The 25,219-nt window shown below is 47.7% G+C and carries 28 protein-coding genes; 8 read left to right on the top strand and 20 right to left on the bottom strand.

What is annotated here, in order from left to right; translation table 11 throughout:
• The first annotated feature begins 78 nt into the window (after window positions 1–78).
• The 4 genes from J2X61_RS15220 to J2X61_RS15205 all read left to right on the top strand — a co-directional run bounded on the left by J2X61_RS15220 (window position 79) and on the right by J2X61_RS15205 (window position 4,131).
• Window positions 79–603, top strand: a complete 525-nt coding sequence (locus J2X61_RS15220) for a hypothetical protein (RefSeq protein ID WP_310188805.1) — start codon at window positions 79–81, stop codon at window positions 601–603.
• A gap of 106 nt (window positions 604–709) precedes the next feature.
• The gene (locus tag J2X61_RS15215; protein WP_274467553.1) at window positions 710–1,036 is read left to right on the top strand and encodes an ArsR/SmtB family transcription factor; all 327 of its coding nucleotides are present in this window, start codon (window positions 710–712) and stop codon (window positions 1,034–1,036) included.
• 142 nt (window positions 1,037–1,178) lie between these two features.
• Window positions 1,179–2,870 (top strand): SulP family inorganic anion transporter, encoded by a 1,692-nt coding sequence (locus tag J2X61_RS15210; protein ID WP_396135452.1) that lies wholly within the window; start codon window positions 1,179–1,181, stop codon window positions 2,868–2,870.
• 157 nt (window positions 2,871–3,027) lie between these two features.
• Window positions 3,028–4,131: a TIGR04053 family radical SAM/SPASM domain-containing protein gene (locus J2X61_RS15205; RefSeq protein WP_310188798.1), complete on the top strand. Its 1,104-nt coding sequence runs from the start codon at window positions 3,028–3,030 to the stop codon at window positions 4,129–4,131.
• 189 nt (window positions 4,132–4,320) lie between these two features.
• Here the strand turns inward: J2X61_RS15205 and lpdD are convergent, their stop codons facing one another.
• The 6 genes from lpdD to J2X61_RS15180 all read right to left on the bottom strand — a co-directional run bounded on the left by lpdD (window position 4,321) and on the right by J2X61_RS15180 (window position 6,435).
• Window positions 4,321–4,473, bottom strand: coding sequence for a prenylated flavin chaperone LpdD (gene lpdD / locus J2X61_RS36350; protein WP_396135451.1), 153 nt, complete (start codon window positions 4,471–4,473; stop codon window positions 4,321–4,323).
• A complete protein-coding gene (locus J2X61_RS15200) occupies window positions 4,473–5,171 on the bottom strand; it encodes a Crp/Fnr family transcriptional regulator (RefSeq protein ID WP_310188796.1) in 699 nt (232 codons plus the stop codon). The genes lpdD and J2X61_RS15200 overlap by 1 nt, the downstream gene beginning before the upstream one ends.
• A gap of 83 nt (window positions 5,172–5,254) precedes the next feature.
• Window positions 5,255–5,587, bottom strand: coding sequence for a metal-sulfur cluster assembly factor (locus tag J2X61_RS15195; protein WP_396135450.1), 333 nt, complete (start codon window positions 5,585–5,587; stop codon window positions 5,255–5,257).
• A gap of 6 nt (window positions 5,588–5,593) precedes the next feature.
• Complete coding sequence (locus tag J2X61_RS15190; protein WP_310188794.1) at window positions 5,594–5,821, bottom strand: DUF2249 domain-containing protein; 228 nt, start codon at window positions 5,819–5,821, stop codon at window positions 5,594–5,596.
• Entirely contained in the window at window positions 5,802–6,131 is a 330-nt protein-coding gene (locus tag J2X61_RS15185) for a DUF2249 domain-containing protein (RefSeq protein WP_310188791.1), read from the bottom strand. The genes J2X61_RS15190 and J2X61_RS15185 overlap by 20 nt, the downstream gene beginning before the upstream one ends.
• Window positions 6,132–6,198: 67 nt before the next feature.
• Window positions 6,199–6,435 (bottom strand): DUF2249 domain-containing protein, encoded by a 237-nt coding sequence (locus J2X61_RS15180; RefSeq protein ID WP_310188788.1) that lies wholly within the window; start codon window positions 6,433–6,435, stop codon window positions 6,199–6,201.
• 179 nt (window positions 6,436–6,614) lie between these two features.
• Between J2X61_RS15180 and hemG the strand changes: the two genes are divergently transcribed.
• Both hemG and J2X61_RS15170 read left to right on the top strand, forming a co-directional pair.
• Complete coding sequence (gene hemG / locus J2X61_RS15175) at window positions 6,615–8,069, top strand: protoporphyrinogen oxidase (RefSeq protein ID WP_310188785.1); 1,455 nt, start codon at window positions 6,615–6,617, stop codon at window positions 8,067–8,069.
• Window positions 8,070–8,356: 287 nt separating this feature from the next.
• On the top strand, window positions 8,357–9,100 hold the full coding sequence (locus J2X61_RS15170; protein ID WP_396135454.1) for a Crp/Fnr family transcriptional regulator: 744 nt from the start codon (window positions 8,357–8,359) through the stop codon (window positions 9,098–9,100).
• A 79-nt stretch (window positions 9,101–9,179) separates the two neighbouring features.
• Here the strand turns inward: J2X61_RS15170 and J2X61_RS15165 are convergent, their stop codons facing one another.
• The 12 genes from J2X61_RS15165 to J2X61_RS15110 form a co-directional block, all read right to left on the bottom strand.
• Window positions 9,180–9,470 (bottom strand): hypothetical protein, encoded by a 291-nt coding sequence (locus J2X61_RS15165; RefSeq protein WP_310188782.1) that lies wholly within the window; start codon window positions 9,468–9,470, stop codon window positions 9,180–9,182.
• Complete coding sequence (locus J2X61_RS15160) at window positions 9,467–9,808, bottom strand: hypothetical protein (RefSeq protein WP_310188780.1); 342 nt, start codon at window positions 9,806–9,808, stop codon at window positions 9,467–9,469. Before J2X61_RS15160 ends, J2X61_RS15165 begins: the two co-directional genes overlap by 4 nt.
• Before the next feature lie 16 nt (window positions 9,809–9,824).
• The gene (locus J2X61_RS15155; RefSeq protein WP_310188778.1) at window positions 9,825–11,330 is read right to left on the bottom strand and encodes an MFS transporter; all 1,506 of its coding nucleotides are present in this window, start codon (window positions 11,328–11,330) and stop codon (window positions 9,825–9,827) included.
• Entirely contained in the window at window positions 11,327–11,515 is a 189-nt protein-coding gene (locus tag J2X61_RS15150; RefSeq protein WP_274467542.1) for a hypothetical protein, read from the bottom strand. The genes J2X61_RS15155 and J2X61_RS15150 overlap by 4 nt, the downstream gene beginning before the upstream one ends.
• The gene (locus tag J2X61_RS15145; RefSeq protein WP_310188773.1) at window positions 11,505–12,047 is read right to left on the bottom strand and encodes a Rieske 2Fe-2S domain-containing protein; all 543 of its coding nucleotides are present in this window, start codon (window positions 12,045–12,047) and stop codon (window positions 11,505–11,507) included. The genes J2X61_RS15150 and J2X61_RS15145 overlap by 11 nt, the downstream gene beginning before the upstream one ends.
• A gap of 24 nt (window positions 12,048–12,071) precedes the next feature.
• Window positions 12,072–12,635, bottom strand: a complete 564-nt coding sequence (locus tag J2X61_RS15140; protein WP_274467540.1) for a 4Fe-4S dicluster domain-containing protein — start codon at window positions 12,633–12,635, stop codon at window positions 12,072–12,074.
• On the bottom strand, window positions 12,632–14,803 hold the full coding sequence (locus J2X61_RS15135; RefSeq protein ID WP_310188768.1) for a molybdopterin oxidoreductase family protein: 2,172 nt from the start codon (window positions 14,801–14,803) through the stop codon (window positions 12,632–12,634). Before J2X61_RS15135 ends, J2X61_RS15140 begins: the two co-directional genes overlap by 4 nt.
• Window positions 14,790–15,830, bottom strand: coding sequence for a hypothetical protein (locus J2X61_RS15130; RefSeq protein ID WP_274467538.1), 1,041 nt, complete (start codon window positions 15,828–15,830; stop codon window positions 14,790–14,792). Before J2X61_RS15130 ends, J2X61_RS15135 begins: the two co-directional genes overlap by 14 nt.
• A 180-nt stretch (window positions 15,831–16,010) precedes the next feature.
• The gene (locus J2X61_RS15125) at window positions 16,011–17,243 is read right to left on the bottom strand and encodes a hypothetical protein (protein WP_310188762.1); all 1,233 of its coding nucleotides are present in this window, start codon (window positions 17,241–17,243) and stop codon (window positions 16,011–16,013) included.
• Between the two features lie 15 nt (window positions 17,244–17,258).
• Window positions 17,259–17,945: an iron-sulfur cluster repair di-iron protein gene (gene ric, locus J2X61_RS15120; protein WP_310188759.1), complete on the bottom strand. Its 687-nt coding sequence runs from the start codon at window positions 17,943–17,945 to the stop codon at window positions 17,259–17,261.
• A gap of 516 nt (window positions 17,946–18,461) precedes the next feature.
• Window positions 18,462–19,490 carry a GTP 3',8-cyclase MoaA gene (gene moaA, locus J2X61_RS15115; protein WP_274467535.1) on the bottom strand — a complete coding sequence of 343 codons (1,029 nt, stop codon included), beginning with the start codon at window positions 19,488–19,490 and terminating at the stop codon, window positions 18,462–18,464.
• Window positions 19,483–20,787 carry a molybdopterin molybdotransferase MoeA gene (locus J2X61_RS15110; protein WP_310188756.1) on the bottom strand — a complete coding sequence of 435 codons (1,305 nt, stop codon included), beginning with the start codon at window positions 20,785–20,787 and terminating at the stop codon, window positions 19,483–19,485. Before J2X61_RS15110 ends, moaA begins: the two co-directional genes overlap by 8 nt.
• A gap of 252 nt (window positions 20,788–21,039) precedes the next feature.
• On the opposite strand from J2X61_RS15110, the gene J2X61_RS15105 reads away from it, so the two are divergent.
• Window positions 21,040–21,246 carry a hypothetical protein gene (locus J2X61_RS15105; RefSeq protein WP_310188754.1) on the top strand — a complete coding sequence of 69 codons (207 nt, stop codon included), beginning with the start codon at window positions 21,040–21,042 and terminating at the stop codon, window positions 21,244–21,246.
• Between the two features lie 191 nt (window positions 21,247–21,437).
• Entirely contained in the window at window positions 21,438–22,160 is a 723-nt protein-coding gene (locus J2X61_RS15100; protein WP_310188752.1) for a Crp/Fnr family transcriptional regulator, read from the top strand.
• 253 nt (window positions 22,161–22,413) lie between these two features.
• On the opposite strand, the gene J2X61_RS15095 is transcribed toward J2X61_RS15100, so the two are convergent.
• Entirely contained in the window at window positions 22,414–22,788 is a 375-nt protein-coding gene (locus J2X61_RS15095) for an ArsR/SmtB family transcription factor (RefSeq protein WP_274467531.1), read from the bottom strand.
• Between the two features lie 109 nt (window positions 22,789–22,897).
• A complete protein-coding gene (locus J2X61_RS15090; RefSeq protein WP_396135453.1) occupies window positions 22,898–25,090 on the bottom strand; it encodes a heavy metal translocating P-type ATPase in 2,193 nt (730 codons plus the stop codon).
• Between the last annotated feature and the right edge of the window lie 129 nt (window positions 25,091–25,219).

Raw genomic sequence — 25,219 nt, 5'->3', positions numbered from 1 at the left:
CCCGCCGTGAGATACATCACAGTCAAGCATGCGTGGAACGTTTAAAATTCAGATATAGGCTAAAAAGGAGGCACCTCCATGAATACTGTACAAAATATTTATTCGATAACCAGTCAGGTTGAGATGAATAGCTACCTGCATTGGCGTTGGATGCTCGAGAAACAATTTCGTTCACTCCATGTCGTATATGAAGATATAACGAAAGGTTTACATTTGATATTAGAACTCTCCGTTCGCATTGAAGCAGAGAATAACAGGCCTCAACGGATGATATTCATTCAGGATTTGGTGAAGGAGATCCGGAGCTTATTAGATGTCCTTTATCCTTTTCAGAAGATGGAGAAAGACCTGCTTTTCCTAGCATCCACTTCCTACGCGGCTTTCCAAATCTCACTCTGTGAGCTTCTTGAACAAGAGCTTCATCACATTGTGGAAATACTCAAATTATTTCATACGAGAACTCAGCGGATGACGGGAAGGATAACGAAAAAAGAAGCAAAAGAACTAACGCGATGTCTCACAATAACGATTCACCCCCTACAAAAACATCTTGACCAAATCGAACGCGAATTGTTCCCTTCCGTGTTGGAATGGCTTCAGTAAGGGTTAACCGGTCTTTTTTAGATTGCGAAAGTCCATGCTTTCCTGCTTATGATATGATATTCTATATATTCAAATGTTCGAATATTAATAAGTAGGGGAGACTGCTATGTATCAAGAAATACAGCATTTCAAAGCCGATTTTTTCAAGGCGCTAGCACACCCATTGCGTATAAGAATCCTTGAAGTTTTGGTCGAGGGTGATAAAACCGTTAATGAGATACAAGCTATCTTAGGCAGCGAGGGTTCTGCCGTTTCGCAGCAGTTAGCCGTATTAAGGAATAAAAACGTAGTCCGCGGGATTAAAGACGGAACTTCAGTCATCTACTCTCTAACGGACCCCTTAATTAAGGACCTGCTTATTGTTGCCAAGCAAATTTTTGACAATCATCTTGTGAATGCTATTTCAATGTTAGAAAATATAAAAAATCAGTAATTCACACAAAGGGAGTAAATCGGGTCCTAATTCTCGATGACTTCCTTTTTGTTTATTTAGAAAATAACAAATTGACATCCATTTGTTTTGTATATATGATTTTTTATATATTCAAATAATCAGATATTTATAACGGGTGGGAATGAATATGAAATTCTCTTTTAGCGGCAGATTCCAGGGCTACAATCGAAAAAAATTTCAAAATGACTTGATTTCAGGTTTCATTGTAGGTATTGTCGCCATTCCATTAGGAATGGCGTTTGCAATTGCTTCAGGCGTAAAGCCTGAGTACGGGCTTTATACCACGTTCGTAGCTGGAATATTAATCTCCTTACTCGGGGGGGCCAAATTTCAAATCGGCGGCCCGACTGGCGCATTTATACCCATTCTATTTGCGATCGTCATGCAGTATGGGTACGAAAACTTGCTTATCGCAGGTTTTATGGCTGGCGTCATTTTATTATTCATGGGAATCTTCAAATTAGGCAGTATTATTCAATTTATTCCACGCCCTGTAACAATAGGTTTTACGACGGGAATTGCTGTTACCATATTCAGCGGACAAATTGCCAATTTCCTCGGATTGCGCGACCTTCATAAACATCAGGATTTCCTCTCCAATATCAAGGAATTAGGCATTCATATTTCAACAATTAATAAGTATAGCGTCATAACTGCTGTGATCTGTCTGATTCTTATCCTTGTGACGCCAAAACGGTTACCCAAAATTCCTGGTTCATTAGTAGGATTATTGATTTCTACGATTGTTGCATCCCTATTCTATCCTGACCAAGTTGCAACCATTGGTTCTACCTACGGTGCAATTCCATCCAGCTTGCCTGGCATACATGTGCCGGCACTCTCCATTGAACACATGCAAACTTTAATAAAGCCCGCTTTTGTCATAGCTATGTTAGGTGGCATTGAATCCTTACTTTCAGCCGTCGTCGCTGATGGCATGGCGGGAACCAGACATAACAGCAACCGCGAATTGATTGGTCAAGGTATTGCTAATATGGTAACTCCGCTGTTCGGGGGTATTCCTGCAACAGGAGCTATTGCACGGACGGCAACAAATATTAAGAACGGTGCGGAGTCTCCCCTCTCCGGGGTCATTCACGGTGTAGTCGTTCTGTTGGTTTTGTTCTTATTTGCTCCCTATGCTTCGAACATCCCGCTTGCGAGTATGGCCCCCATTCTAATGGTCGTTGCTTGGAATATGAGTGAGCGTAAGGAGTTCGCTCGCGTTCTAAAAACCAAAACAGCGGAGTCCTTGGTTTTGCTTACTACCTTTTTTCTAACGGTTTTGGCAGATTTGACAATCGCTGTTGAGGTTGGATTAGCCTTGTCAGGTATTATTTTTGTCAAACATATGAGCAGCCTTCTCACTACGGCCAAGGTGTTACCCGTTCCTTCCGAGAAAAATGAACAAGCAGCCGCACACGTGTTGGTTGAGCAGCATCATTGCCCTCAAATCAGTATCTACGCCGTCGAAGGCGTTATGTTCTTTGGGGCCGCAACGCTGTTTGAGAAAGCCATGATGGACGAAACCCATGACAAACCCAAAGTGTTCATATTGAAAATGGCCGCTGTTCCCTATTTAGACTCTACAGGCGAATCCATTTTATCCGGTATCATCAAACATTTTCACAAGCACGGCGGCCGCGTACTCATTGCCGAACTGCAAAACCAACCACGCCAAATGCTTAAAAGAACAAGATTAGACGACTTTATCGGGCAGGAACACTTTTTCGAAAAGACAGGCGACGCAATTAGCTTTGCATTAACGAAGCTTGACCATTCTCAATGTCATACGGGCAAGCACTTCGCATAACGTTATCAACGATCGAACCCGCTTGGATGAAATGCCGGTATGATTTGACGCATTCATTTTTATTTACATTTGTGATCTCCCTCACAACAGTAGACGCTCAATTTCATTATCATGATAGGGACTGAACTACTCATGAATTTGGAAAGGGGGCGTACACATGGAAACTGCTTTACTCCAAACCCGCGACTACCAAGAATACCCGTTTATCGTGATTTGGGAAGTGACCCGTGCCTGCGCTTTGAAATGCTTACACTGCCGGGCAGAGGCACAGTACAAATCGGATCCAAGGCAGCTGACTTTCGAGGAAGGCAAGAGACTGATTGATCAAATCGCCGATATGCAGCATCCCTTATTCGTTTTCACAGGCGGCGACCCGTTAATGCGAACTGATTTATTTGAGCTTGCGGATTATGCCATACGGGAGAAACATCTGCCTGTCTCAATGACGCCAAGTGCGACTCCAAAGGTAACAAGAGAAGCTATTATAAAGGCTAAAGAGGTCGGTCTTTCCCGTTGGGCTTTCAGCCTGGATGGCTCGACCGCCGAAATTCATGATCATTTCCGGGGAACCAAGGGGTCCTTCGATATGACCATGCGGGGGATCTCTTACCTGCAAGAGCATCAGATTCCGATCCAGATCAACACCACGGTCTCCACTTACAATTTGCATGATTTAGCAGCTGCTGCTCAAAAGGTGAAGGAGATGGGAGCCGTCCTCTGGAGTTTGTTCTTTCTTGTACCCACAGGCCGGGGCATGCGGAAAGATATGATCACTCCCAAACAACACGAGGATGTCATGAAGTGGCTGTACCACCTGGGACCCCAGATGCCGTTTGGCATCAAGACCACGGAGGCACCTCATTATCGCAGGGTCATCGCACAAGAAAGGAGTCTGGAGAAATTCCAGGCCAACCAATCAGGGGAGCCCGCTTCCCTTAAGCATTTCGATCGTTTGGGACGGGCTCCTAAAGGCGTCAACGACGGTGATGGCTTTGTATTCATCAGTCATACCGGGGACGTATACCCTAGCGGATTTCTGCCTGTCCCCTGCGGCAACGTTAGACAGACACCTCTGCTCGATATTTACCGCAATTCGCCAATTATGCGCCAATTGCGGGATAAATCCCTGCTGAAGGGCAAGTGCGGCAGCTGTGAATTCAAAGAAATCTGCGGTGGATCCAGGGCCAGGGCTTATGCGGTAACAGGCGATTATTTGGAAAGCGATCCAGCCTGCTCGTACATCCCAAGAGCATTACATTAATTGCTAAGGGAGGGCGCTTCGCTATGCTGCAAACGATGTTTCGTTTCCCTATTCTTTACATCTTGATAACAGCCGCGTCGGGAGTGGTATTGCGGGGGATGGCCCTCTTGCCTGCATGACCAAACAGATATGAGCCGCTTCTGCATGCTCATTCCCACATCGCTTTGCTTGGTTGGGGATATTCAGCGCTTATGCTGTTCCAACGCCTAAGGATTCCCAGCGAGGCTGTTCTCCATCGGGATAAGCAAGGGCTACGGCTCCAATATGTGCGCGACCGCCATGAATATGAAACACACAATCCTTCCCCATGAAGGCCGTTTCAATATGAATTGGCAGGGGCATTACTGCTCTCTCCAATGCCTGAGCGCCTCGATATCATGAATCACAAAGCCTGAACGATCCGTTTCTACGATGCCGTCCCTGCGCAAATGGTTCAGCAGACGATTCACCGTTTCCCTTGTGGTTCCTATGGCATTAGCGATATCTTGATGGGTCATCGGGATTTCGATAAGCAGCCTTCCATTGCTCATCCGTCCGTTCGTCTCTGCCAGTTTAAGCAAGAATAGCTGCCCTCTATTCTGCACATCCTGTCCGGTCAGTTCTTGCAGCTTTCCCTGCAGCTCAAGGATTTTCTCGCTCATTACCCGCAAGAGCTTCACCGCAATCCCGGGGGTATGGCTAAGGAATATTTCGAATGGCTTGATGGGCATCGCCAGCAGTGTTGTAGGTACGATGGTCTCAGCGGTGGCCGGATAATGATTCGCATGGAACAAGCCGGTATGTGGAAACATGTCCCCGGTTTTCAGGAACGATACGATTTGCTGATGACCGTTTTCATCTGTCTTATATGTCTTAATTAAGCCACTCTGAATGAAGTATACGGCTTCTTTTTCACTTCCTTCCGTAAATACGACCGATTTCTTGCGATAGGAACGCTGAATCATGATCCTGCGAACCCCCTCCAATTCTCCCTCCGTCAAATCCCGAAACAAGGGAACTTGGCGCAGGATCTCCCCGGCATCATTGTTTTTAACGTTCATTGTCAGACTCACTCCTGTAACAAGTATTCTGTGCCAAACATGCCTAAGAGAGCCAGACAATCTCCGGCTCACCTGCAAATAGGCTACAAATAATCCAGCTGCTCTCTGGCCGCTTCCGACATATGCTCAGGCGTCCAGTGCGGCTCCCAAACGACCTCTACATGAACATTCGCGATGCCCGCCTGCCCCTCCAAAGCACGGCGAACCCCGCCTACGATGGTGTCATGCAACGGACAGCCCGGCGTTGTCAACGTCATTCGAATCGCAACATCTCGTCCCGTAAGTTCGATCGCATAGACGAGGCCTAAGTCCACAATATTAACACCTAGCTCCGGATCAAACACTTGTTTCAGGTACTCTCTAATTTCCCCAATGGTTCGTATTTGCTCCATACTCCAATCACTCTCCATTTTCATTGCACTTCAATGGGTCTTCTCGATGGTCACTCTCGCTGATCCGTCAGCTTGGTGTTCCACTTGATACGGATATCCCAATCGCTGCAATTCTTCAATAAGAAACATCGGCAGCCGGTCATTATGAATTCTCACTTGGCTGCCGACTTTACTATCCTCCAGAGCCTGGAGGGTACGCATCATCGGCTGAGGAGGCTCTAATCCGCGATTATCAAGTTCAATGATTTTGCTGCTCATCCGGCAAGCCCCCCATTTCCTCCGCTCTCGCAAGCCCCCGCAAGACCAGACCTTCAAACTCCGATTTGCTCTCTGCGCCGCAGGCGAAAGCAACAATCCAATACTGCTCATTGATTTCTTCTTCCTTGTGGACATACCCCTTGACTTTCATCACGCCGAATAAAGGTGTAGGCTTGAACGTTGCATGCAGAATAAAGATATCATCACCTTTAAGTGAGGAGACAGCATCCATGATGAGCTTAAACGGCTCCAACTTTTTTCTCAAATACGGCCTTACATCCACTTCTACGAGCTTGGCCTTCTTATCCATTCCATTCACCCCATTCCAACTAGCCGAGCGCTTCCTTCTGTTGCAGATGCCATTCGACGAATCCTCTTTAACCAAGCTTTCCAATTTTCACTTGAAATGTCTCAGGACCTTGCTCCAGGTATTCCCAAGAGAACTGACCTGGCCGTGTGGCCTCAAATTGGTAACGCAGCGGACGCGGATCGTGGTCGTTCATCAGCAGCATCGCTTCCCCGGCGGCAAGCTGATCGAAGGATTCAAAGATGACTTTATGTTTGAGCTGCGGGGGATATTCGGGAGCTTTAATTACGGTTGCGAATGGACCCATGGTTTAACAGCCTCCTATATACTCGTTATCGATCACAATTTCAGTATAAGGGTGTATGAGGTTCCGGAATGTGACGGTTATCACGTTTACGAAAAAAATGACAAAAGTGATCTACGTCATATCTCAGGTTCCTCTCACATGGTACATTGAACCCAAGTATCCGGAAGGAGTGAACTTGCATGGCAACGAAACAGATATCCATTATTGGCGGCGGCATCACGGGGTTGACTGCAGCTTACAAATTACACAAGCGATTCGCATCGGTTGGACAATCCGTTCAGATGATGATCATTGAAAAAAGTGCCAAACTCGGAGGCGCTATCCAAACGTTCAAGCAGGACGGATTTATTATAGAAAAAGGCCCCGATTCTTTCTTGGCTCGTAAGCCGGCCGTACTCAGCCTAACAAGAGAATTGGGCTTGCTTGATGAACTAACCGCCCAGTCCCCTACGGCTTCGAAGAGCTACATCTACCTCGAAGGGAAGCTTCATCCTGTACCTGCCGGGCTGGCTATGGGGATTCCCACACAAATGAAACCTTTCTTGGGCACCCGGCTGCTGTCGCTCTCGGGAAAAGCCCGCGCCGCGCTGGATCTTGTCTTACCCGGAATCACAGAGCCTCGTGATGAATCCCTCGGAAGCTTAATCGAGCGAAGATTAGGTTCGGAAGTTACCGAACGTTTAGTCAGTCCAATACTCGCCGGCATCTATGCGGGAGATCTCCATAGGTTAAGCACCGCCGCGACCTTCCCTCAGCTGCTCGAAATGGAAAGTAAGCATCGCAGCCTTATTCTTGGGATGCTATCGTCACGTAAAAAGCAACCTGCGCCCCAGCCGTTATCTGCCGGAAGCGAGCTTCCTTCGCATCTTCGCGGCAGTATGTTCCTGACGTACAAAGGAGGTCTTTGCACGTTAGTTGATCGCTTAACGGAGGTACTGCAAAGCTTGGGCACCCAAATACAGCTAAATGATCCTGTGGTGAACCTCTCTCGGAACCAGCAAAAGTATGAAATCCGCCTTGCCAGCGGCAAAGTGGTACAAGCAGACGGCATCGTTATGGCAGCGCCGGCTGAACAAGCCATACATATGCTTCAAGGCACCACATCCGTACAGCTATCAGAAAAACTGGGGCAAATCCCTAGCGTTTCCGTCGCTAATGTGGTCATGGCATTCGATCAAACGCACTTCAAGAAACCACTGCAAGGCTCAGGCTTCGTCGTCCCTAGACAAGAAGGTCTTCACATCACCGCTTGCACTTGGACTTCTTCCAAATGGACGCACACCGCGCCACAAGGGAAAGTACTGATAAGGGCATATATCGGCCATTTCAAGGATCAAACACACCTGCAGTTAGATGATCAGGAGCTGGTCTATCGCGTGATGAAAGATTTAATAAGGGTTCTCGGTGAACGAATCACCCCGATATTTTCAGCAATTACAAGACACCCTGAGGCCATGTCTCAGTACTTAGTAGGTCATGTGGAGCGAATACGGGAGATCGAGGAAGAGCTGCACACCCACTTCCCGAAGCTGGTTGTTGCCGGCCGATCATTCCGCGGCGTCGGAATTCCGGATTGTATCGCCCAGGGCAGCGATGCGGCTCAACGGTTATTTCAACAAATCCATACGATTTAAAAAAACAAGAGTGCTCTCAGGTGGAGCGCTCTTGTTTTTATTACACCTTGTTACCCCTGTTGTAAGTCAGGGAAAACCCTGATTTCCTTATCAGGAAATTCCGCCGTATTTCGGTTATTTGCCTGAGTCTGCTGCTAGGGGAATCAGGGGTTTAACTGTGATTTTTCGCACACCGGAATAGGGATTATTCGCTCCAAAGATCAGCAGAACTCCCGATAACCAAAACCAACAATAACCGTTATCATAAAGATAACAAAGAAACGTTGAGGAGTTGGTCTAGGGTGGCCATGACATATACACGGGAAAATCATACAACTTGCAATCGGACGGAAACGAAAGCCCATAAAGGAATTATGCATTTCTTCTCTGCAGAAAATTTCGAAAGATTACAAAACATCATGTACGTGAAGCATGCTGCAAAAGGTGATTTCTTATTTTGGGAAGGCGACACGGCAGATAAATTATATTACGTCATCCAAGGCGGTGTGCGCATCACGAAGCTGTCCGAATCGGGCAAAAGCTTCATTCTATATTTACATCAATCCGGTGATTTGTTCGGTCAGTTGGATCCCTTTCAGAACTCTGTGCAGAGCTTTAGCGCCGAAGTGACGGAAGATTGTAAAATGGGGGTTATTCAGCGCAAGGACCTCGAAGTTCTGTTATGGCAGCACGGAGATCTTGCCATTGAATTTATGAAATGGATGGGGCTCATGCACCGCATGACAGAAACGAAATTTCGCGATTTAATGATGTACGGGAAGCCTGGGGCGCTCTGCTCTCTATTAATTCGTTTAAGCAATTCCTATGGGATCCCCCATGGTGAGCATGTCCAAATTAACTACAAAATCAGCCATACCGAAATGGCGGATATGATTGGATCTACACGAGAAAGCGTCAATCGTATGCTGAGCGACATGAAGAAGGAAGAGGCTGTCGAGTTTCATAACGGACGGATTATCATTAAGAACGCCGCGTATCTCCGTGATATTTGCCACTGTGAAGACTGTCCCTTGGAAATATGCCGTATGTAGCTTATTCCGTAATATACACATGAAAAGAACCGTTTTAAGTCCTTCGTACAAGGACTCAAAACGGTTTTTATTTCCTTTTCTACAAACCAAAACGGACTTTATACACTAACTGCGCCGTCATATCGGAAGATCTGAGAATCGTCCCCTCTTCCGTGCTAGTTAAGCTTGTATGCCCTTCCCCCCTGAGGGGAATGGATAGGAATTGATGCTCATTCATATACATTTGCACATAATCCTCATTTTCGGACATCCGGATCTTCGTAAGTGTCATTTTATGTGAAGGCGCTACGGGATCAAGCCCTGCCTGATCCTCAATATGCACCTCGATCTGACTGCCTAGCCATCTGGACAATTTCTCTTCCCACTTCATACCCTAACCTCCTTCTTCAAGCGGCAGCAGCCCGCATCCACTTTTGGCGATACCTTGACCTGATATCCTTGCAGATGATTCCAGCAAGAGATGTCAGATGCTGAATCATACGGAATACGGTCATCTATATATGAGAGGAGCTCATCCTCGTTGGCCCATGTCCCCATGCCTTTCAATTCCACAACGGCAATATCCAGACCCTCGTCTTCTCTCAGATCCATATACCAATTGCCTTTGCCCGTGAAGAGGGCACTTATTTGATTGTCAATGACGGTATAGAACGGAGTGTCCGTATGTTCACGAATAAAGACTAGGTCCAAAGCAAACTCACTCGGCATGGTTCATCTCCCTCTCTTACTTAATGCCTCTTTGTTTGGTAATATCGCTGAACATCCCCGCATAATAGATGATATCTCCGGCATCATTCTTGACTGCGCTGATCGTTAGCCATTCCAGATATATATCCCCATTCTTCTTACGGTTCCAAATTTCGCCTTGCCAGAAGCTCTTGCTGCGAATTTGATCCCACATGGCGTCGTAGAACCCGCGGTCCTGTTTCCCGGACTTCAGCAAGCTAGGCGTCAACCCAATGACGTCTTTGGCCTCATACCCGGTCAACTCTGTGAAGGCCGCATTAACGGTTTGAATTTTCCCCGTCGGATCCGTCACCATGATGCCTTCCACCGTGTTCTCAATGATCTTGGCGGATAGCCCCAGCTTCTCTTGATAAAACATCCACATAATGAGAATCAAGCTCGCCAAGGCTACTTGGGATAATGCCATGAATCCGATCGCATAATGACCGGTTAGCTTGAATAAGAAGGTCAGCAGCAGCGGAGGGAAGAATCCGCCCAAGCCGCCCATTGCGGAAATGATGCCGTTGGCGATACCCGCTTGTTTGGTGAAATACATCGGAACTAATTTGAAAATCGTACCGTTACCGGTACCGGCGCAGAAGGCTATCGTTAAGCAGCCTAACGTGTACCAAGTCATCGATGGCGCAAAGGATAGCAGGATACCGGCCACGGTCAAGCCTGCGAACACAAACATGAGTATTTTGAATGGGTTGAATTTATCTCCCAGATAGCCCCCGACAGGTCTCATCGCTGTAGCCAGCGCAATGAATCCGGCAGTCCGCATGCCCGCATCTACTTTACTTAAATGGAAGTTGGTAACTAGGAAATTAGGTAGATAGACTGTAAAAGCAACGAAGGAGCCGAAAGTAAGGAAGTAGAATAAACATAATAACCAGAGTTTGGAGTTTTTGGATACTCCTTTAATCTGTTCAATAAGAGCGGTTTGCACGCGCGGCTCGTTGCGGTCCCCGGCGAAAAAGTTGAATACCGCCATAATAATCAACAAAATACTATAGGCCATCACCGTTTTGGACCATCCGATTTGATTCGCCAGGACCGGCGCGCCAAAGGTGGATAGTGCGGTTCCAAGATTACCAATCCCGTAAATACCGTTAACGAAACCGTGTCTTTCTTTCGGATAATATTTGGGCAAAGAGGTTACGCCGACTGAGAATACAGTTCCGCCAATCCCTAGGAACAGACCGCCGATGATCAGATCTTGGAAGGAATCCGCTTGGCTGACCCAGTAAACAGGCGCCAGCAATAGAATAAAACAGATAACGAATAGTTTCCTTGCTCCATATCGATTCGTCCAATATCCGACAGGCACGCGCATCACAGAACCGAACAAGACCGGAATTGCGGTGACCCAAGTAAGCTGGGAAGGCGTTAGTTTGATCGTTTCCTTAATGAACGGCATTAAGGAAGACAGAATCACCCATACCATGAAGCCTAGAACAAGACTGATTGTTTGCAGGGGTAATTGTAATTTTTTCACATTCATTTGACGTCACGCTCCCGGTTATAGATCCATAATGCAGCAGGGAATAGCAGAATGTTCAGCACGGCATAAACAATAACGGTGCGGAACTGATCGAAATAGTACGCATTGACAGCTTTTTGTGTACAAACAATGTTAAGAAACAATACGATGCACAGAAGCAGGACGCCGACATAGCTACGTTTCATATCGCTTCACTCCCGTCGCGTAGATCGCTCCTTGCTCCTTCTTCAGGAGCACCTCCGGCAACGGTCTCTTCGGCGGTCCCGCCGTCGGCGCTCCGGTTCTGACATCGAAGATGCCATGATGGCAAGGACACACCATCTCATCCTTCTCTTTGCTCCAGAACACGGGGCACTTCAGATGCGTACAGGCATTCTGGTAGGCCTTGTACTCGTTCTCGCCAAGACGGATCAGCAGCGCCGAATCATGCTCCCCCGGATAGGCGAATTCAACCGCATCGCCGACTTTCAGCGAACTGATATCCGTAATTTTGAGCTGAGGGTAGGACTTCTTCGCGAGTCCCGTGAGTTCTTTGGCCGCAAGCGTGCCCCACGGCAGCGTGGATACGGCGAACACGCCCGCCGCGCCAACCAGCGTCTTCATAAAGCCGCGGCGATCCAATTTCCGTTCATCATTTTTTCTTATGTTATGCGTATAATTATCCTCTTGAAAGGGACTATGGTTATTGTCGCGCTTCTTGTTTTGGTCCTGTTCCATGCAGGCTCACCCCATCCTAAATAATTAGAACAATTTCTGCTTCCCTTGCAGAATACCCGGAAGACTGATCTTCACATTCGTTTCTCCCTCTAACGGATCAAAAGGTTGATGACTAGCCGTCCATTTCCCCAGCTTATGTTGAGCTTTCTTGGCGGCCAGCTCTTCCTCTGTCACCCATTGCAGGGTATTCGTCGGGCAAACCGATGCGCACATCGGAGGGATGCCTTCTTTGGTACGGTCATAGCAAAGATCGCATTTGTACATCAGATTCTGCTCTACATCGAATTTAGGTATCCCATAAGGGCAGGCAATGGTGCAGTTCTGACAGCCGATACATTTCTCAACTAACGCGGAAAGCACGGCGCCCTCTTCGGTAATCTGGATCGCTTGAGCCGGGCAGCTTCTGGCGCACGCAGGATTCACGCAGTGCAGACACATCAAGGGGATCGTTTGGCGGTCTACGAGAGGGTTCACCTCATAGACATAGTTGCGATTTCTCTCATCGTGACCTCCGCATTGCGTGCAAGCAGCCAAACAGCTTCGACAGCCGATGCAGTTATCCATTTCGATGTATAAATGTTGTTTCATCGGATGTTCATCCTCTCTGGTTGCTTCTCGATCTGGGCCGCGCAAGCCTTAAACTCAGGCATTCTTGACATCGGATCAAGCGCTGCGATCGTAAGTAGATTAATGGACTGCTCGTGACCGAAGTGATAAGGAACGAACACCGTATCTTTGCGAATCGCTTCAATGATTTTCACTTTATATAGGGCTTCGCCGCGGCGCGTATACAGCCGTACGACTTCGTCGTGCGCGATGTTGTAGCGCTCCGCCGTTTCCGGATGAACTTCAACGTAAGGCTCGGGACACATGTCCCGCAGGAAAGGAATTCTTCTGGTTTGATTCCCAGACAAGTAGTGATAGACGACCCGGCCGGTCGTAAGCCGCAGCGGATACTGCTCGCAAGGTTCTTCCGCAGGCGGTCTGTAAGGAAGCGCGCACAGCTGGGCTCTGCCGTCTGCGTGATAAAATTGATGATCCAGGAACATATGCGGGGTGCCCGGATCTTCTTCGCTTTTACAAGGCCAGAAGACGCCGTCCTGCTTGTCGATCTTCTCCCAAGTGGCGCCATAATAGTCGGCATAACCGCCTTTGGAAGCTAAGCGGAATTCGTCCGCAACATCCCTGGCTGTCTTGAGATGGCCGAAGTAGGCTCCTCTGCCTAATCTTTCGGCAAGCTCCACTTCAATTAACCAATCCGGTTTGGATTCGCCAATCGGCTCTTGGGCTTTATTAATTTTGATAATGCGGCCTTCCAGATTCGTTACGGTGCCTTCGTCTTCGGACCAGGTTACCGATGGCAGGACGATATCTGCGAACTCAGCGGACTCCGATAAGTAAATGTCCGCACAGACCATGAAGTCCAGATTCTTCAGAGCTTCACGGACAAAGTTCTGATTCGGTGCGGAGACAGCCGGGTTTGAGCAGAGCAGATACAAGCCGCGAATCGTCTTCTCCTGCATAAGCTCAAACATCTCATAAGCCGATACCCCGGGCAGCGGCATCTCTTCCGGCTTAATTCCCCATACCTTGCATACTTCTTCTACATGCTTCGGATTCGTTATTTTGCGATAGCCCGGCAGGGCATCCGCTTTCTGACCGTGTTCTCTCCCGCCTTGGCCATTCCCTTGCCCGGTGAAAGTGGCGACACCCGCTTTGGGCCGTCCAATCTTTCCCGTAACCAAGCACATATTCGTATAGGCGGATACGTTATCTGCACCTTTGATTTGTTGTTCGATACCGCGGGCGAACATCACGACGGCATTCGGTGCTTTGCCGTAGATCTCAGCAGCGCGGATTAATTTCTCAGGAGCAATTCCCGTGATCTCACTTGTATATTCAGGTGTGAAATCTTTCACAACCTCTCTCATTTCCTCGAAGCCGTTGGTGTGCTTAGCGACAAATTCCACATCCGCATGGCCGTTTTGAATCAACAGATGAACCATACAATTGGCAAGCGCCAGGTCCGTACCCGGTCGTAAATCGAGATGAATATCGGCGCGGCGGGCAATTGGCGTTTCACGGGGATCCGCTACAATGAGATAACCGCCGCGGTTCTGCACTTCCCATATACGGAACATGGAAGTTGGATGGCACTCCGCTGTGTTGCTGCCGGCTATGAACAAGCAATCCGTCTCATGCAAGTCCGTCCATGGCAGTGTAGACCCTCTGTCAACGCCGAAGCTTCGAAGAAAACCTGCGGCTGCGCTTGACATACAGAACCGGCCATTATAATCAATGTAACGCGTCTGCAGCGCGACACGGGCGAACTTCCCGGTCAAGTAGCATTTCTCATTGGTCATCGACACGCCGCTGAATACGGAGAGCGAGTCTTTGCCGTACTGGCCTTGCAATTCCTTAAACCGTTTCACGATCAACGCATAGGCTTCATCCCAACTCGCTTCGCGGAAGCCTTCTTTCGTTCCTTTGAACGATGCATCGTCGCGGATCAACGGGCGCAGCAGACGATCATTGTGATTGGTTTGCTGATAAGCCGTCACGCCTTTCGGACACATTTTGCCCAGTGTGACAGGCCAGTCATAGCGCGGCTCGACGCCGATAATTCGATTGGAAGAAGTATCAACCCGGAGGTTCATCCCGCATTGCATGCCGCAGTAAGAGCAATGGGTTTTAACCAATTTTTCGTTGGGATGGGTCTTATTCTCGATGACTTTAAAGAATTTATCCTTTTGCATGCTGGTTGCTCTCCTTTACACGAATCTGATGGGTTGGAATTCCGGTAAACCGTGACATTCTGTATTTCCGGCGGCAGGGCAGGCACAGTTCAGCCAAGTGGAAGCCCTCCTCTGTCTTGAATTCAATGTCGTTCACTTTGAGCACTTCAATGACATCATTGGATTGTTCCACCGACACGAAACCTGTTCCACAAACCTTGCAGCTCTTCGTCGCCTGCTCCGCATAATGTTCTCTGTAATTTCGGGCAAATACGCTCATGGGTCTGAATGGAATATGAGCTAATTTACCGAAAGGAATATAGATCAGCGTTACGATAACGGACCATTGGTGCACTAATGTGACAATCGGGTGCCCATATCCGTGAAGGACGATGTTGCAGAAAGTGAGCAGCAGTCCTGTTAAGCTTACGAAAAGGAGCAAATATAAGGGAAGGAAATCATAGATAAGGGTTTGTTCCGCGCGAGCTTGCATGGACTTCAGCCGGCGATATAAAGCCATGCAGACGCCGCCAATCACCATGAAGGCCGTAATATTCAGCGCATTGTAGAACAGAAACCCAAGGACGCCATCCGCTTTGATCTGCATAAGGTCGATTCCGAAACCAACAACCGTGTATTTGCCGTTCTCTGCCATCGTGAAGTACATCCAACCGAATACGAGCGGGAAGGTAACGAATGCGGATAGAATGCAGCCCCAGCCCAGCAGAACGTGCTGCGTCCAGCGATACCATCCACGGTTCCAGATGAATTTGTACGTAAGTAAATGCTCGGTTGTTGTCTGCGGCGTGCTTTTTCTGAATAACAGCTTGATGCCCTTTTTCAAAATAATTTTCGTCGGCGGCCGTTCCCCCCAAGCAATAAAGCGATAAAAGAACCCGCCAACGAAAACCACCGTGCCTACCATATACCCGTATAAAGCCAAGTCAATATGTGTAAAAAGCCTTGAACCGATTCCCATAAGAATGACTAATCCGACTACGACTAGAAATACGCATTTAGCGAATTTTGATGCGAACGCTCGATCCATGTAGCATTGCCCCTTCACTTGTGATCTTTATAGTTGTATTAAACCATGAGTCGTCTGTTCGGCACTGTGAGATAAATCACTGTGGCCCCGTTTAATATCGAACTTCACGTGACATAAAAAAAACAGCCTTCCATCCGATCTGATCCGAAGGAAAGCCGTTGTCTACGAAGAGAAGCCGCCTTAACGTGCAAAAACACGGGCGATCAAGCTCATATAGAGCAGCGAGCTTACGGAAAGCAGGCATCCGCCGATCCCTATGAGAAGTAAGCCTTGCCAACCGATGCCGATAAGGAGAAGAAGCAGTCCTCCACACATGCCTGTCATGCCGACCTTCACGTAGCGGTCCTTGATCAGATCGTTCATGACCGGCACCTTCATTTTCCCTGCCAGCGGGCCATACTTATGCGTCCACCACAGAAATGGAACGATTTTGGACAAATACCCCAAGATGGTCATCCCGACCCAGCCGTATAGATACATCCAGCCTGATAGGATCACCCATCTTTCATCGCCGAAGAGTCCCGGCTTCACGAACCAAACACCCAGAAGCATAACAGCGTATACGAGAAGCGCTCTCGTGCAATAGATGGACCACCGAATCCCGGAACCCGGAGATCCTTTATGGCGATGCTTACGGATGTCCCTCATATGAGCCTCGTACATGATTAGCGCGGCTATGATCAGTGCGAGCACGAGGCCATTCAGACGAGCTCCTCCTCCTAACAGGAAGTGACCCGCTCCAAGGAGGGTTGCCGTATTCCATAGAATCATTACGACATAGGGACGTTTGGCGGATTCCCCGTGAGACAAGTAGAACATGGGCAGCATTTTGTAGCTGAACCCTGTAATTAAGAGGCCGAACCAGCCGAGTGTTCCCATCCAAATATGGGCGGAAAGCAAGCGATCGTGGATACCTCCCCAAATCGGGTAAACAAAATCAATCCCCATCATAATGCCTAGAAGCCCAGTCAGCACCAGGTAACCCACCGCGCAGGCTGTACTCACCGTGATGGGATTCCATTTGGCGGCAAGACGCATCGTTTGCCCTATATTCCAAGCGAACAAGCAGATGCCAATCCAAGTCAGTACAGCACCCGCAGCGATCCAGCTAACCTCCAAACGAAGGAATCCGATCAATAAGAGGAAGGAACCGATAAGGAAAATCACATAATGAACGTAGCCAAGCTTCCGGCTGTACAGCTTCCGCTGCAGAACCACATCCATCAGTTGGTAAACAGCCCCCATCGCGATCATCGTTCCCCAATCCAGCACAATCAAATGAATGCGAAACCAGCCTTCCGGATTCCGGGGAGGATCTCCTATCCATGTTCCCAGGGCAAACAGGGAAAGCAGATGAAAAGCGATAAAACTGACCATTCCGGTTGCGATAAACAGCAGTGGAAGCCTGAACATGATGGATCGTCCCCTTTACACGCGATTAAACAAAATGTTATTCTCCAAATGAATGTGCTGGAACATGTCCGCTTCCAATTCCTCCAGCTTCGAGAAAGTGAGCTGATAGGTCGTGCAGGCGTCCTCCGGCAGCTTGTAATCTAGCGTTAATTCCCTGATTTCTTTGAGCAGATCACCCGATCCTTCGTGTTCATGCTCGAGCTCTTCCAGTATGTCCAACAGCCTCCTTCTCTTTTCTTCTGTCGGATCGTTCGCCAAAGCGATAACGGCCGGGAAAGCTTCCTGTTCTTCTTTATCCATATGCTGCTCCATCTCACTTTTCAATGTTTCAAAACATTCATACACCTTAAAGAGTTCAGGATGATAGGGTCCATGCACACGCGCTACTTTCTTGACATAGCCGCTTAAGTGCGGCAATGCCGTTCTTAAATACCCATGATGGATGCGAACGATATACTCGATTAATTCGCTCGAGCTTAATTCGCTCCAATTGACATTATCGGATTCAGGGGCTTTGACCGCTTCCTGAAGACTTAGCAAGAGCGCCTGCTCCTCAATCTGTTGATCTTGAATCACTTGAAGCAGTGTTTGATTTCCTCCGCAGCAGAAGTCGATCCGGTATCCTTTAAACACCTCAGCTGATCTCGGGTAGCTGGTGACAATATCTCCAACGCGATCTGTTAATCGAATGGTCACTTCCATCTCAAATCCTCCTTGTTCGGTTTGCTACATCCACTATATCCAAAAGACAGACCGCTACATGTGATCGGCATCACAATATTTGAAAAACATTCCCATTCAATCAGCTGCTGCAAGAACAACTCACAAAAAAGCTCGGCTCCTCCAAGAGAGCCAAGCCTCTACCGAGAGTCCCGCCCATAGCGGGAATTTCTCCTGTTACATGCAGCCTGGCGGATCCTCGAATGCTGAATAACAGGAATTCCTCCCGTTATTCAGCCCGTACTCGCAGCCTTTACGCGAAATGGGGATGAATTAACGGGAGGAATTCCCTTCATTCGTACAACTGGGCTAATTTTCTCGCGAATAACGGGAGAAATTCCAGTTACGCCCTGCGGCTGACCAAGAAAAGCTCGGCTCCCTCAACGAGAGAGCCCCGCCCCGCCGCAGCAAAAAAAGAGGTACGGGATAATCCCCGTACCTCCTTCTGTCATACGTCTTTGATCGATGCGTACATATCTCACTATGCGCTTCATCACACTAGCCACCAATGTGAGACATTTCTACTTTAGGCTTCGGAAACGTCTGCTCAAGTCTCGTTTCGGAATACCGATCCTGCCGCGTTCTCCATACTTGAGCAATTAAAGATCTTACAGCATCATCACTAGCGCCTTCCCTGATCACACTTAACAGGTCTGTCTTGTCTGAAGCAAACAAACAAGTGTATAAATGCCCTTCGGCTGAAAGCCGCGCTCGTGTACAAGTACTACAGAACGCCTGGGTTACAGAGGATATGAAACCGATCTCATCCTGAGAACCCTGATAACGGTATCGCGTCGCTACCTCGCCCACATAATTCGATTCTATAGGTTCCAGCGGCATCACTTTATGAATGATTTCGATAATTTGTTGGCTAGGAACGACCCGTTGTAAATTCCAACCATTGGTGTTGCCCACATCCATAAACTCAATAAATCTCAAAATGTGCCCGTGCTCCCGGAAGTACTTCGCCATTGGGACAATATCCTGGTCATTGACACCCTTTTGCACGACCATATTCACCTTCACGGATAATCCTGCCGAAGCCGCCGCATCGATGCCTTCGAGCACGCTTTTGGCCGAATACCCTCTTCCGTTCATGACACCGAACCGCTCATCATCCAAACTATCCAAGCTCACTGTAATCCGCTCTAATCCAGCCTCCCTTAGCTCCTTTGCCTTATGCTTCAATAAGGAACCATTGGTAGTTACGGCAATATCTTTGACGCCTTCTATATGACGGACACGTGATATAATGTCAGCAATATTTTTATTTAATAGCGGCTCCCCGCCGGTAATCCGAATTTTTTCAACGCCAAGAGATACGAAAATCCGCGTTAAACGCTCTAATTCTTGAAGGCTTAACAGCTTTTCTTGCGGAAGGAACTGGAAGTTAGGACCAAACACCTCTTCAGGCATACAATATCGGCATCGGAAATTGCAGCGGTCCGTCACAGATATGCGTAAATCACGAAGCGGCCTATGAAGGGTATCTGTCATTTGGGGCGCTTGCTTATCGGAATTATTCATCCTTGACCTCCTCTCCGTACACGGTAATTTCATAAGGCAGCGGTATAACTTCCACCTGCCGGCCGGCGGTGACTCCTCGTGAACCAGCGGGTATGACGATGATGCAATTGGCATCTTGAATAGATACAAGCATACTCGAGCTATTCTTATCCAACACACTTACCATGACTTGTTGATTAGTTAATGTCATTCGTCCTCTTATATATCGGTCATGCGGGCATCCTTTATCATAATCGTTCCCCATGACAGCATGTATGCAAGGTTGAAACGGGCGCTCTACTCCTTGCATCGCAAGCAGTGCAGGTCGTACCAGCAGTTCAAAACCGGCGAAGCAGGCGCCGGGATTACCAGAGAGACCGAAAATGAGCTTATTGTTAATGACAGCTGCTGAAGTCGGACTGCCGGGCCTCATTGCGATTTTATTGAAGAGAAGTGCCGTATCATCATTCCCCTTCATGTCAGAGAAGAAGTCCGCCATAACGTCATAATCTCCAACGGAAACTCCGCCGCTTACGATAAGCATATCACATTTCTCTATTGCCTTGTAAATCGTCCGAGTAACCTCACCTCTATCATCCGGAACCGTTCCATACTGAATAACCAGTCCGCCGTATTGCTCGACTTGTGCCGCGAGCATGTAGGCATTGCTATTCCGAATTCTCCCGGGCTGAAGGGGCTCGCCGACAGCGAGTAATTCACTTCCCGTCATTAAGACGCCCACGACGGGTCGACGAACAACCGGAACCTCTTCATACCCTATTGAGGCAAGCAGTGCAATCTGACCAGGACCGATTGGGGTGCCTGCACGTATTAGCAGCTGCCCTGTCGTTATTTCATCGCCTACCTTGGCCATATTTTGTCCGGAGACTACCTTGTGCTTAATACGGATGTAAACTTGCCCTTCCTCTTGAAACTCCTCTGTTTGTTCAAACATGACGACTGCATCCGCACCGTCCGGGACGGCCGATCCCGTCATGACACGAATCGCTGTTCCCGGGACCACTTGTTGATGCGAGATGGACCCGGCAGGCACTTCATCAATTACTCTTAGACATGCAGGGTTGTGTGGAGCAGCCGATACTGCTTCTTCGCTCAGAACGGCATACCCGTCTAATCCGGAACGGCGGAAATGAGGCATACACTCCTTCGAGAACAGAGGTTCCGAAATTCTTCTATGTAAGCAAGAGTCAATCGATGTGTACTCGCTTTCCAGCGGCAGCACATGCTGCATAACCATGTTCCGGGCATGCTCCACTTTGACGGCCCTGCGGGCAAACCTCTGGCTTCGATTTATCATCACGAATAATCCTTTCATCTACAACGCTTATTAAGTTGAATCATAAATCTTTAATGTCAATGTAGATGTGATATTGATCACAGCCCCAATTTCGTTTCATTGTGACCCCTATCACATTCATCCAAGGAGCTGCTCTTTGAGATGGGGACAAGAAATATACACATGGAACATCCAGGGTTGTGAAAATAATCACATACATAAGAAAAGGTAAGATCTATAATGGAATCATCCAAGAGAGAAGGAGTGATTACTATGACGACCCTGCATAACGAGCATTTAGAGGCCTTGCGAGATGATTTCTGCTGCGAGTATGGTAAATTTTTTGCCGAAAGAACCGGTGGGCTGCAAGATGAGGAGAAAGAACTCATCACCCAACCGCCATTCGAACCACAGACTGGCCCTGAGCATACGATGAAGTATCTGCATCAAGTTGGCCTTCAAGAGGAGTACCTGCTATGACTCACTCTGCAAAACCAAACCAGTAGTGCTGGAATCACTTCGGCACTGCTGGTTTTTATTTATTATAAGATCGTTGGCCCGTGTGAAAAATGTCACACCTCCGCGGTGCCGGTTGTGACATAAATCACATCGAACGTTTTGTCATATGGATATACTGAATGAACGGCTTGGGGATAGGAGTGATGGTTCGAATGAACGGAAATGGTTCTTTGCGCGAAGAAGTTGGCGTCCGGAATACGGAATGCTTCTCCGCCGATAATTTAGTTAAACTACAGCAAATCATGTACGAGTCTAAGGTCACATCAGGATCGCATCTCTTCTGGGAGGGAGATCCCGCTGACAAGCTGATCTTTATCAAGAGCGGAAGAGTGAAACTGACGAAGACTTCAGATGAAGGCCGGCATTTTATTTTGTACATGTACCAAGAGGGCGATATGTTCGGTCAAGTAGACCCTTTTCACCAATCGGTTCATGCTTTTAATGCAGAAGTTATCGAGGATAGTGTCATTGGGGCTATCTTGCAGAAGGATTTGGAAGTTTTGCTTTGGCAGAATGGCGATTTGGCCATTGAATTCATGAAGTGGATGGGACTTGTTCACCGCATGACGCAGACCAAATTCCGTGATCTCATGATGTTCGGTAAACACGGTGCATTATGTTCACTGCTCATCAGATTGGCTAATTCCTATGGTCTTGAACAAGATCATCGAATCTTGATCACCAAGACCCATACGAATACAGAGTTTGCCGATATGATCGGCGCTACAAGAGAGAGTGTAAATCGAATGCTAAGCGAACTCCGCAAAGCAAATGCCATCCACATCGAGAACGGTCACATCATCGTGAACGATCTTCCCTACCTTCGTGACATTTGTCATTGTGAGAATTGTCCCAAAGACATCTGCAGAATGTAGAAACGACACCTGGATGGGTATCTATTTTTTATTCTTTTAGCGGAATTGTAACGAAGAAAGCTACCCTGTTCTCTTGCGTTGAAAAATGAATGGTACCTCGATAACTTTCTAACGATCGTTGAATGGTGATTGTTGCAGACCTCAGATTTTGCACAATCATTACTTCATACGAAGCCTCGCCTTCACTTTGTTTATCTAATTGTGAACAAACGATAAACATAAAAAAGGCACCCGATTTGGGTGCCATATCCCTTTAATTGTGTTTCACATGTTGAAGCATTTGGACAAAAATTTGCTCGATATGTTCATCATCCAGGGAGTAATATACGGTTTTACCAACTTTACGCCGTTTGACAATTCGCAAATTCCGTAAATATCTTAATTGATGAGAAATAGCGGATTGGCCCATTCCTAACACTTGTACAATATCATGCACACACAGCTCATTATTCAACAAAGTGTGAATAATTTTAAGTCTTGTCGGGTCGCCAAGTGCTTTGAACACCTCTGCCAGCCCACCGACGATCTGGTCCGTTATTAATTGTTCTTTCAGTACGTCAATATTAGAAGTTCCATGACAGGTGTCATCACATTGATCTTGTACGGTTTTCGATAAGATCTCTTCCATATACCTTCTCGCTTTCTGAGGATAAAACTTACGATTTACTTTACATTATAACAGAAAAGCATTCAAATACTCGAACAATCTTTATTTCCTCATGTCTGCGTATTCACGTTCACGACAATGGTTTGTTCTTCTGTAGTAATCTCATCCCGTTAGCAATAACGAGAAGTGAGCTCCCTGTATCCGCCAATACGGCCATCCATAGCGTTGAGGTTCCCAGAAAGATCATAACCAGGAAAACAACTTTGATGAGCAGGGAGAAAGCAATATTCTGTTTAATAATTCTCAATGCTCGCCGGCTTAACCTTATCGCATAGGGCAATTTGGATAGGTCATTCGCCATTAAAGCCACATCTGCTGTCTCTAAAGCCGTATCCGTTCCCGCGGCACCCATGGCGATACCGACAGTCGCTGTCGCTAAAGCAGGTGCGTCATTTACTCCATCTCCAAGCATGGCTACATGACCATAATTCGTCATTAATTGTTTGACCGAAGAAACCTTGTCTTGCGGGAGCAGCTCGGCGTCATATTCGATTCCTCCGAGCTTTGCAGCGACGGCCTGAGCGGTTCCGCGATTGTCCCCGGTTAACATGATCGTTTTCTTAATTCCAATATTCCCTAATTGCTCAAGTGTGGACTTGCTATTAGGACGAACCTCGTCCGCTACAGCAATCATAGCGATTAGCCGCTCCCTTGTCCCCAGCATCATAACCGTTTGTCCTTGTTGCTCTAGGTGATTTATTTGTGTATGGACCCCATCCATTGAAACATTCAAATCGTCAGCGAACCATTTTGGACTGCCAATGAAATACCCCTCGCCCTGAACGGTGGCCTTAACCCCCCGGCCGGTTACTGAAGTAAAAGATGAAATATCTTTACTCTGTATGCCTTTCTGCTTTGCGAACCGAACAATGGCCTCAGCCACAGGGTGTTCAGATGAAGACTCCATACCTGCTGCTATAGATAAAGCTTCTTCCTCTGTCTGCCCATCCAGGGCAATAATGGCTGTTACTTGCGGCATTCCCGCGGTCAAAGTACCTGTTTTATCAAAAGCTACAACGGAAACGGCCCCTAATCTTTCTAAATGGGCTCCGCCTTTAATGAGGATACCGTTTCTCGCCGCGTTTCCAATTGCAGACACAATAGAAACGGGGGTGGAGATGACCAAGGCACAAGGGCAAGATACAACCAACATCATCAGTGAGCGATAAATCCATGTATGAAAGGGCTGTGCCAAAAATACGGGAGGTATGACGGCAATTCCAACTGCAAGAATCAGAACTGCCGGGGTGTAATATTTAGAAAAAGTATCGACAAACCGTTGAGAAGGAGCTTTCTGCGCCTGCGCATCTTCAACCATTGTAATAATTCGGGACAATGTATTGTCTTTGGACAGCTTCGTTACCTCAACTTCAATTGCTCCTTGTTGGTTCATAGTCCCGGCATAGACCTCATCCCCGCCAGCTTTGTCCACAGGGATCGATTCCCCGGTAATTGGGGCCTGATTTATCGATGAAGCGCCTTTGATAATGACTCCGTCCACCGCTATTTTCTCACCCGGCTTGATAATCACCGTATCACCGATTCGGATATCCTCAATCCCCATCATAGACTCATGACCCTCTCTGCGAACTAAAGCTTCTTTCGGAGATAAATCCATCAGCCCGCGGATTGACTTTCTGGTCCGATCCATTGTGTATGCTTCTAAGGTTTCACCCAAGGAGAACAGAAAGACAACGGCTGCCCCTTCCTCCCACTGTCCGATAAGCGCAGCTCCCGCTGCTGCAACTGTCATGAGCAGATCCATTCCGATTGTACGTGACTTTAAGCCATAAAATCCTGTTCTAGCCATGCGGAATCCGCCAATACCGATAGCTGCAGCATATAATATCGTAGAGTAGATCTCATCTAGGAAGGCTCCCCATGATAACCCCCAAGCGATGGCAAACAATAGCCCTGATGCACATGTAGGAAGAACCTTCTTATTCCGCCTCCAGAAGCTTACTTCATCCGTTGGCCGCGCGCCCCCAGCATCTAGCATGGCCGTATATCCTGCCTGTTGTACCGTCTGCATAATGCTTTGTGACGCTGTTCCGTCATGCTCAACGGTCATCTTAGCCGCTCCATAGTTCACCGTTACCTGATGAACAGCCGGAAGCGATCCAACCCGCTTCTCTAATTTAAGCGCACAATCCGCACAATCCATCCCGTCAATCCGATAGACAGAAGTTTGATTTGTTTGCGATTGTGTCTGGATCCGGGATACAGATCTCTCCAGCTTCACTGCGCAATCCGCACCATGCATCCCCTCAAGCGTTACGGTTCGATTAACTATATCACCCGATGTATTTCCACAACACGAGTCGCCATGATGTTGATTGTTATGTTGGCCTTCATTACTACAACAAGAGGTTTTTGAAGACATCCGAGATCA

This window comes from Bacillus sp. 3255, from assembly GCF_031456485.1.
Lineage (GTDB): Bacteria > Bacillota > Bacilli > Paenibacillales > NBRC-103111 > Paenibacillus_E.
Note: the sequence above shows the minus strand (reverse complement) of the source record. Positions and strands in the feature narration are given on the sequence as shown.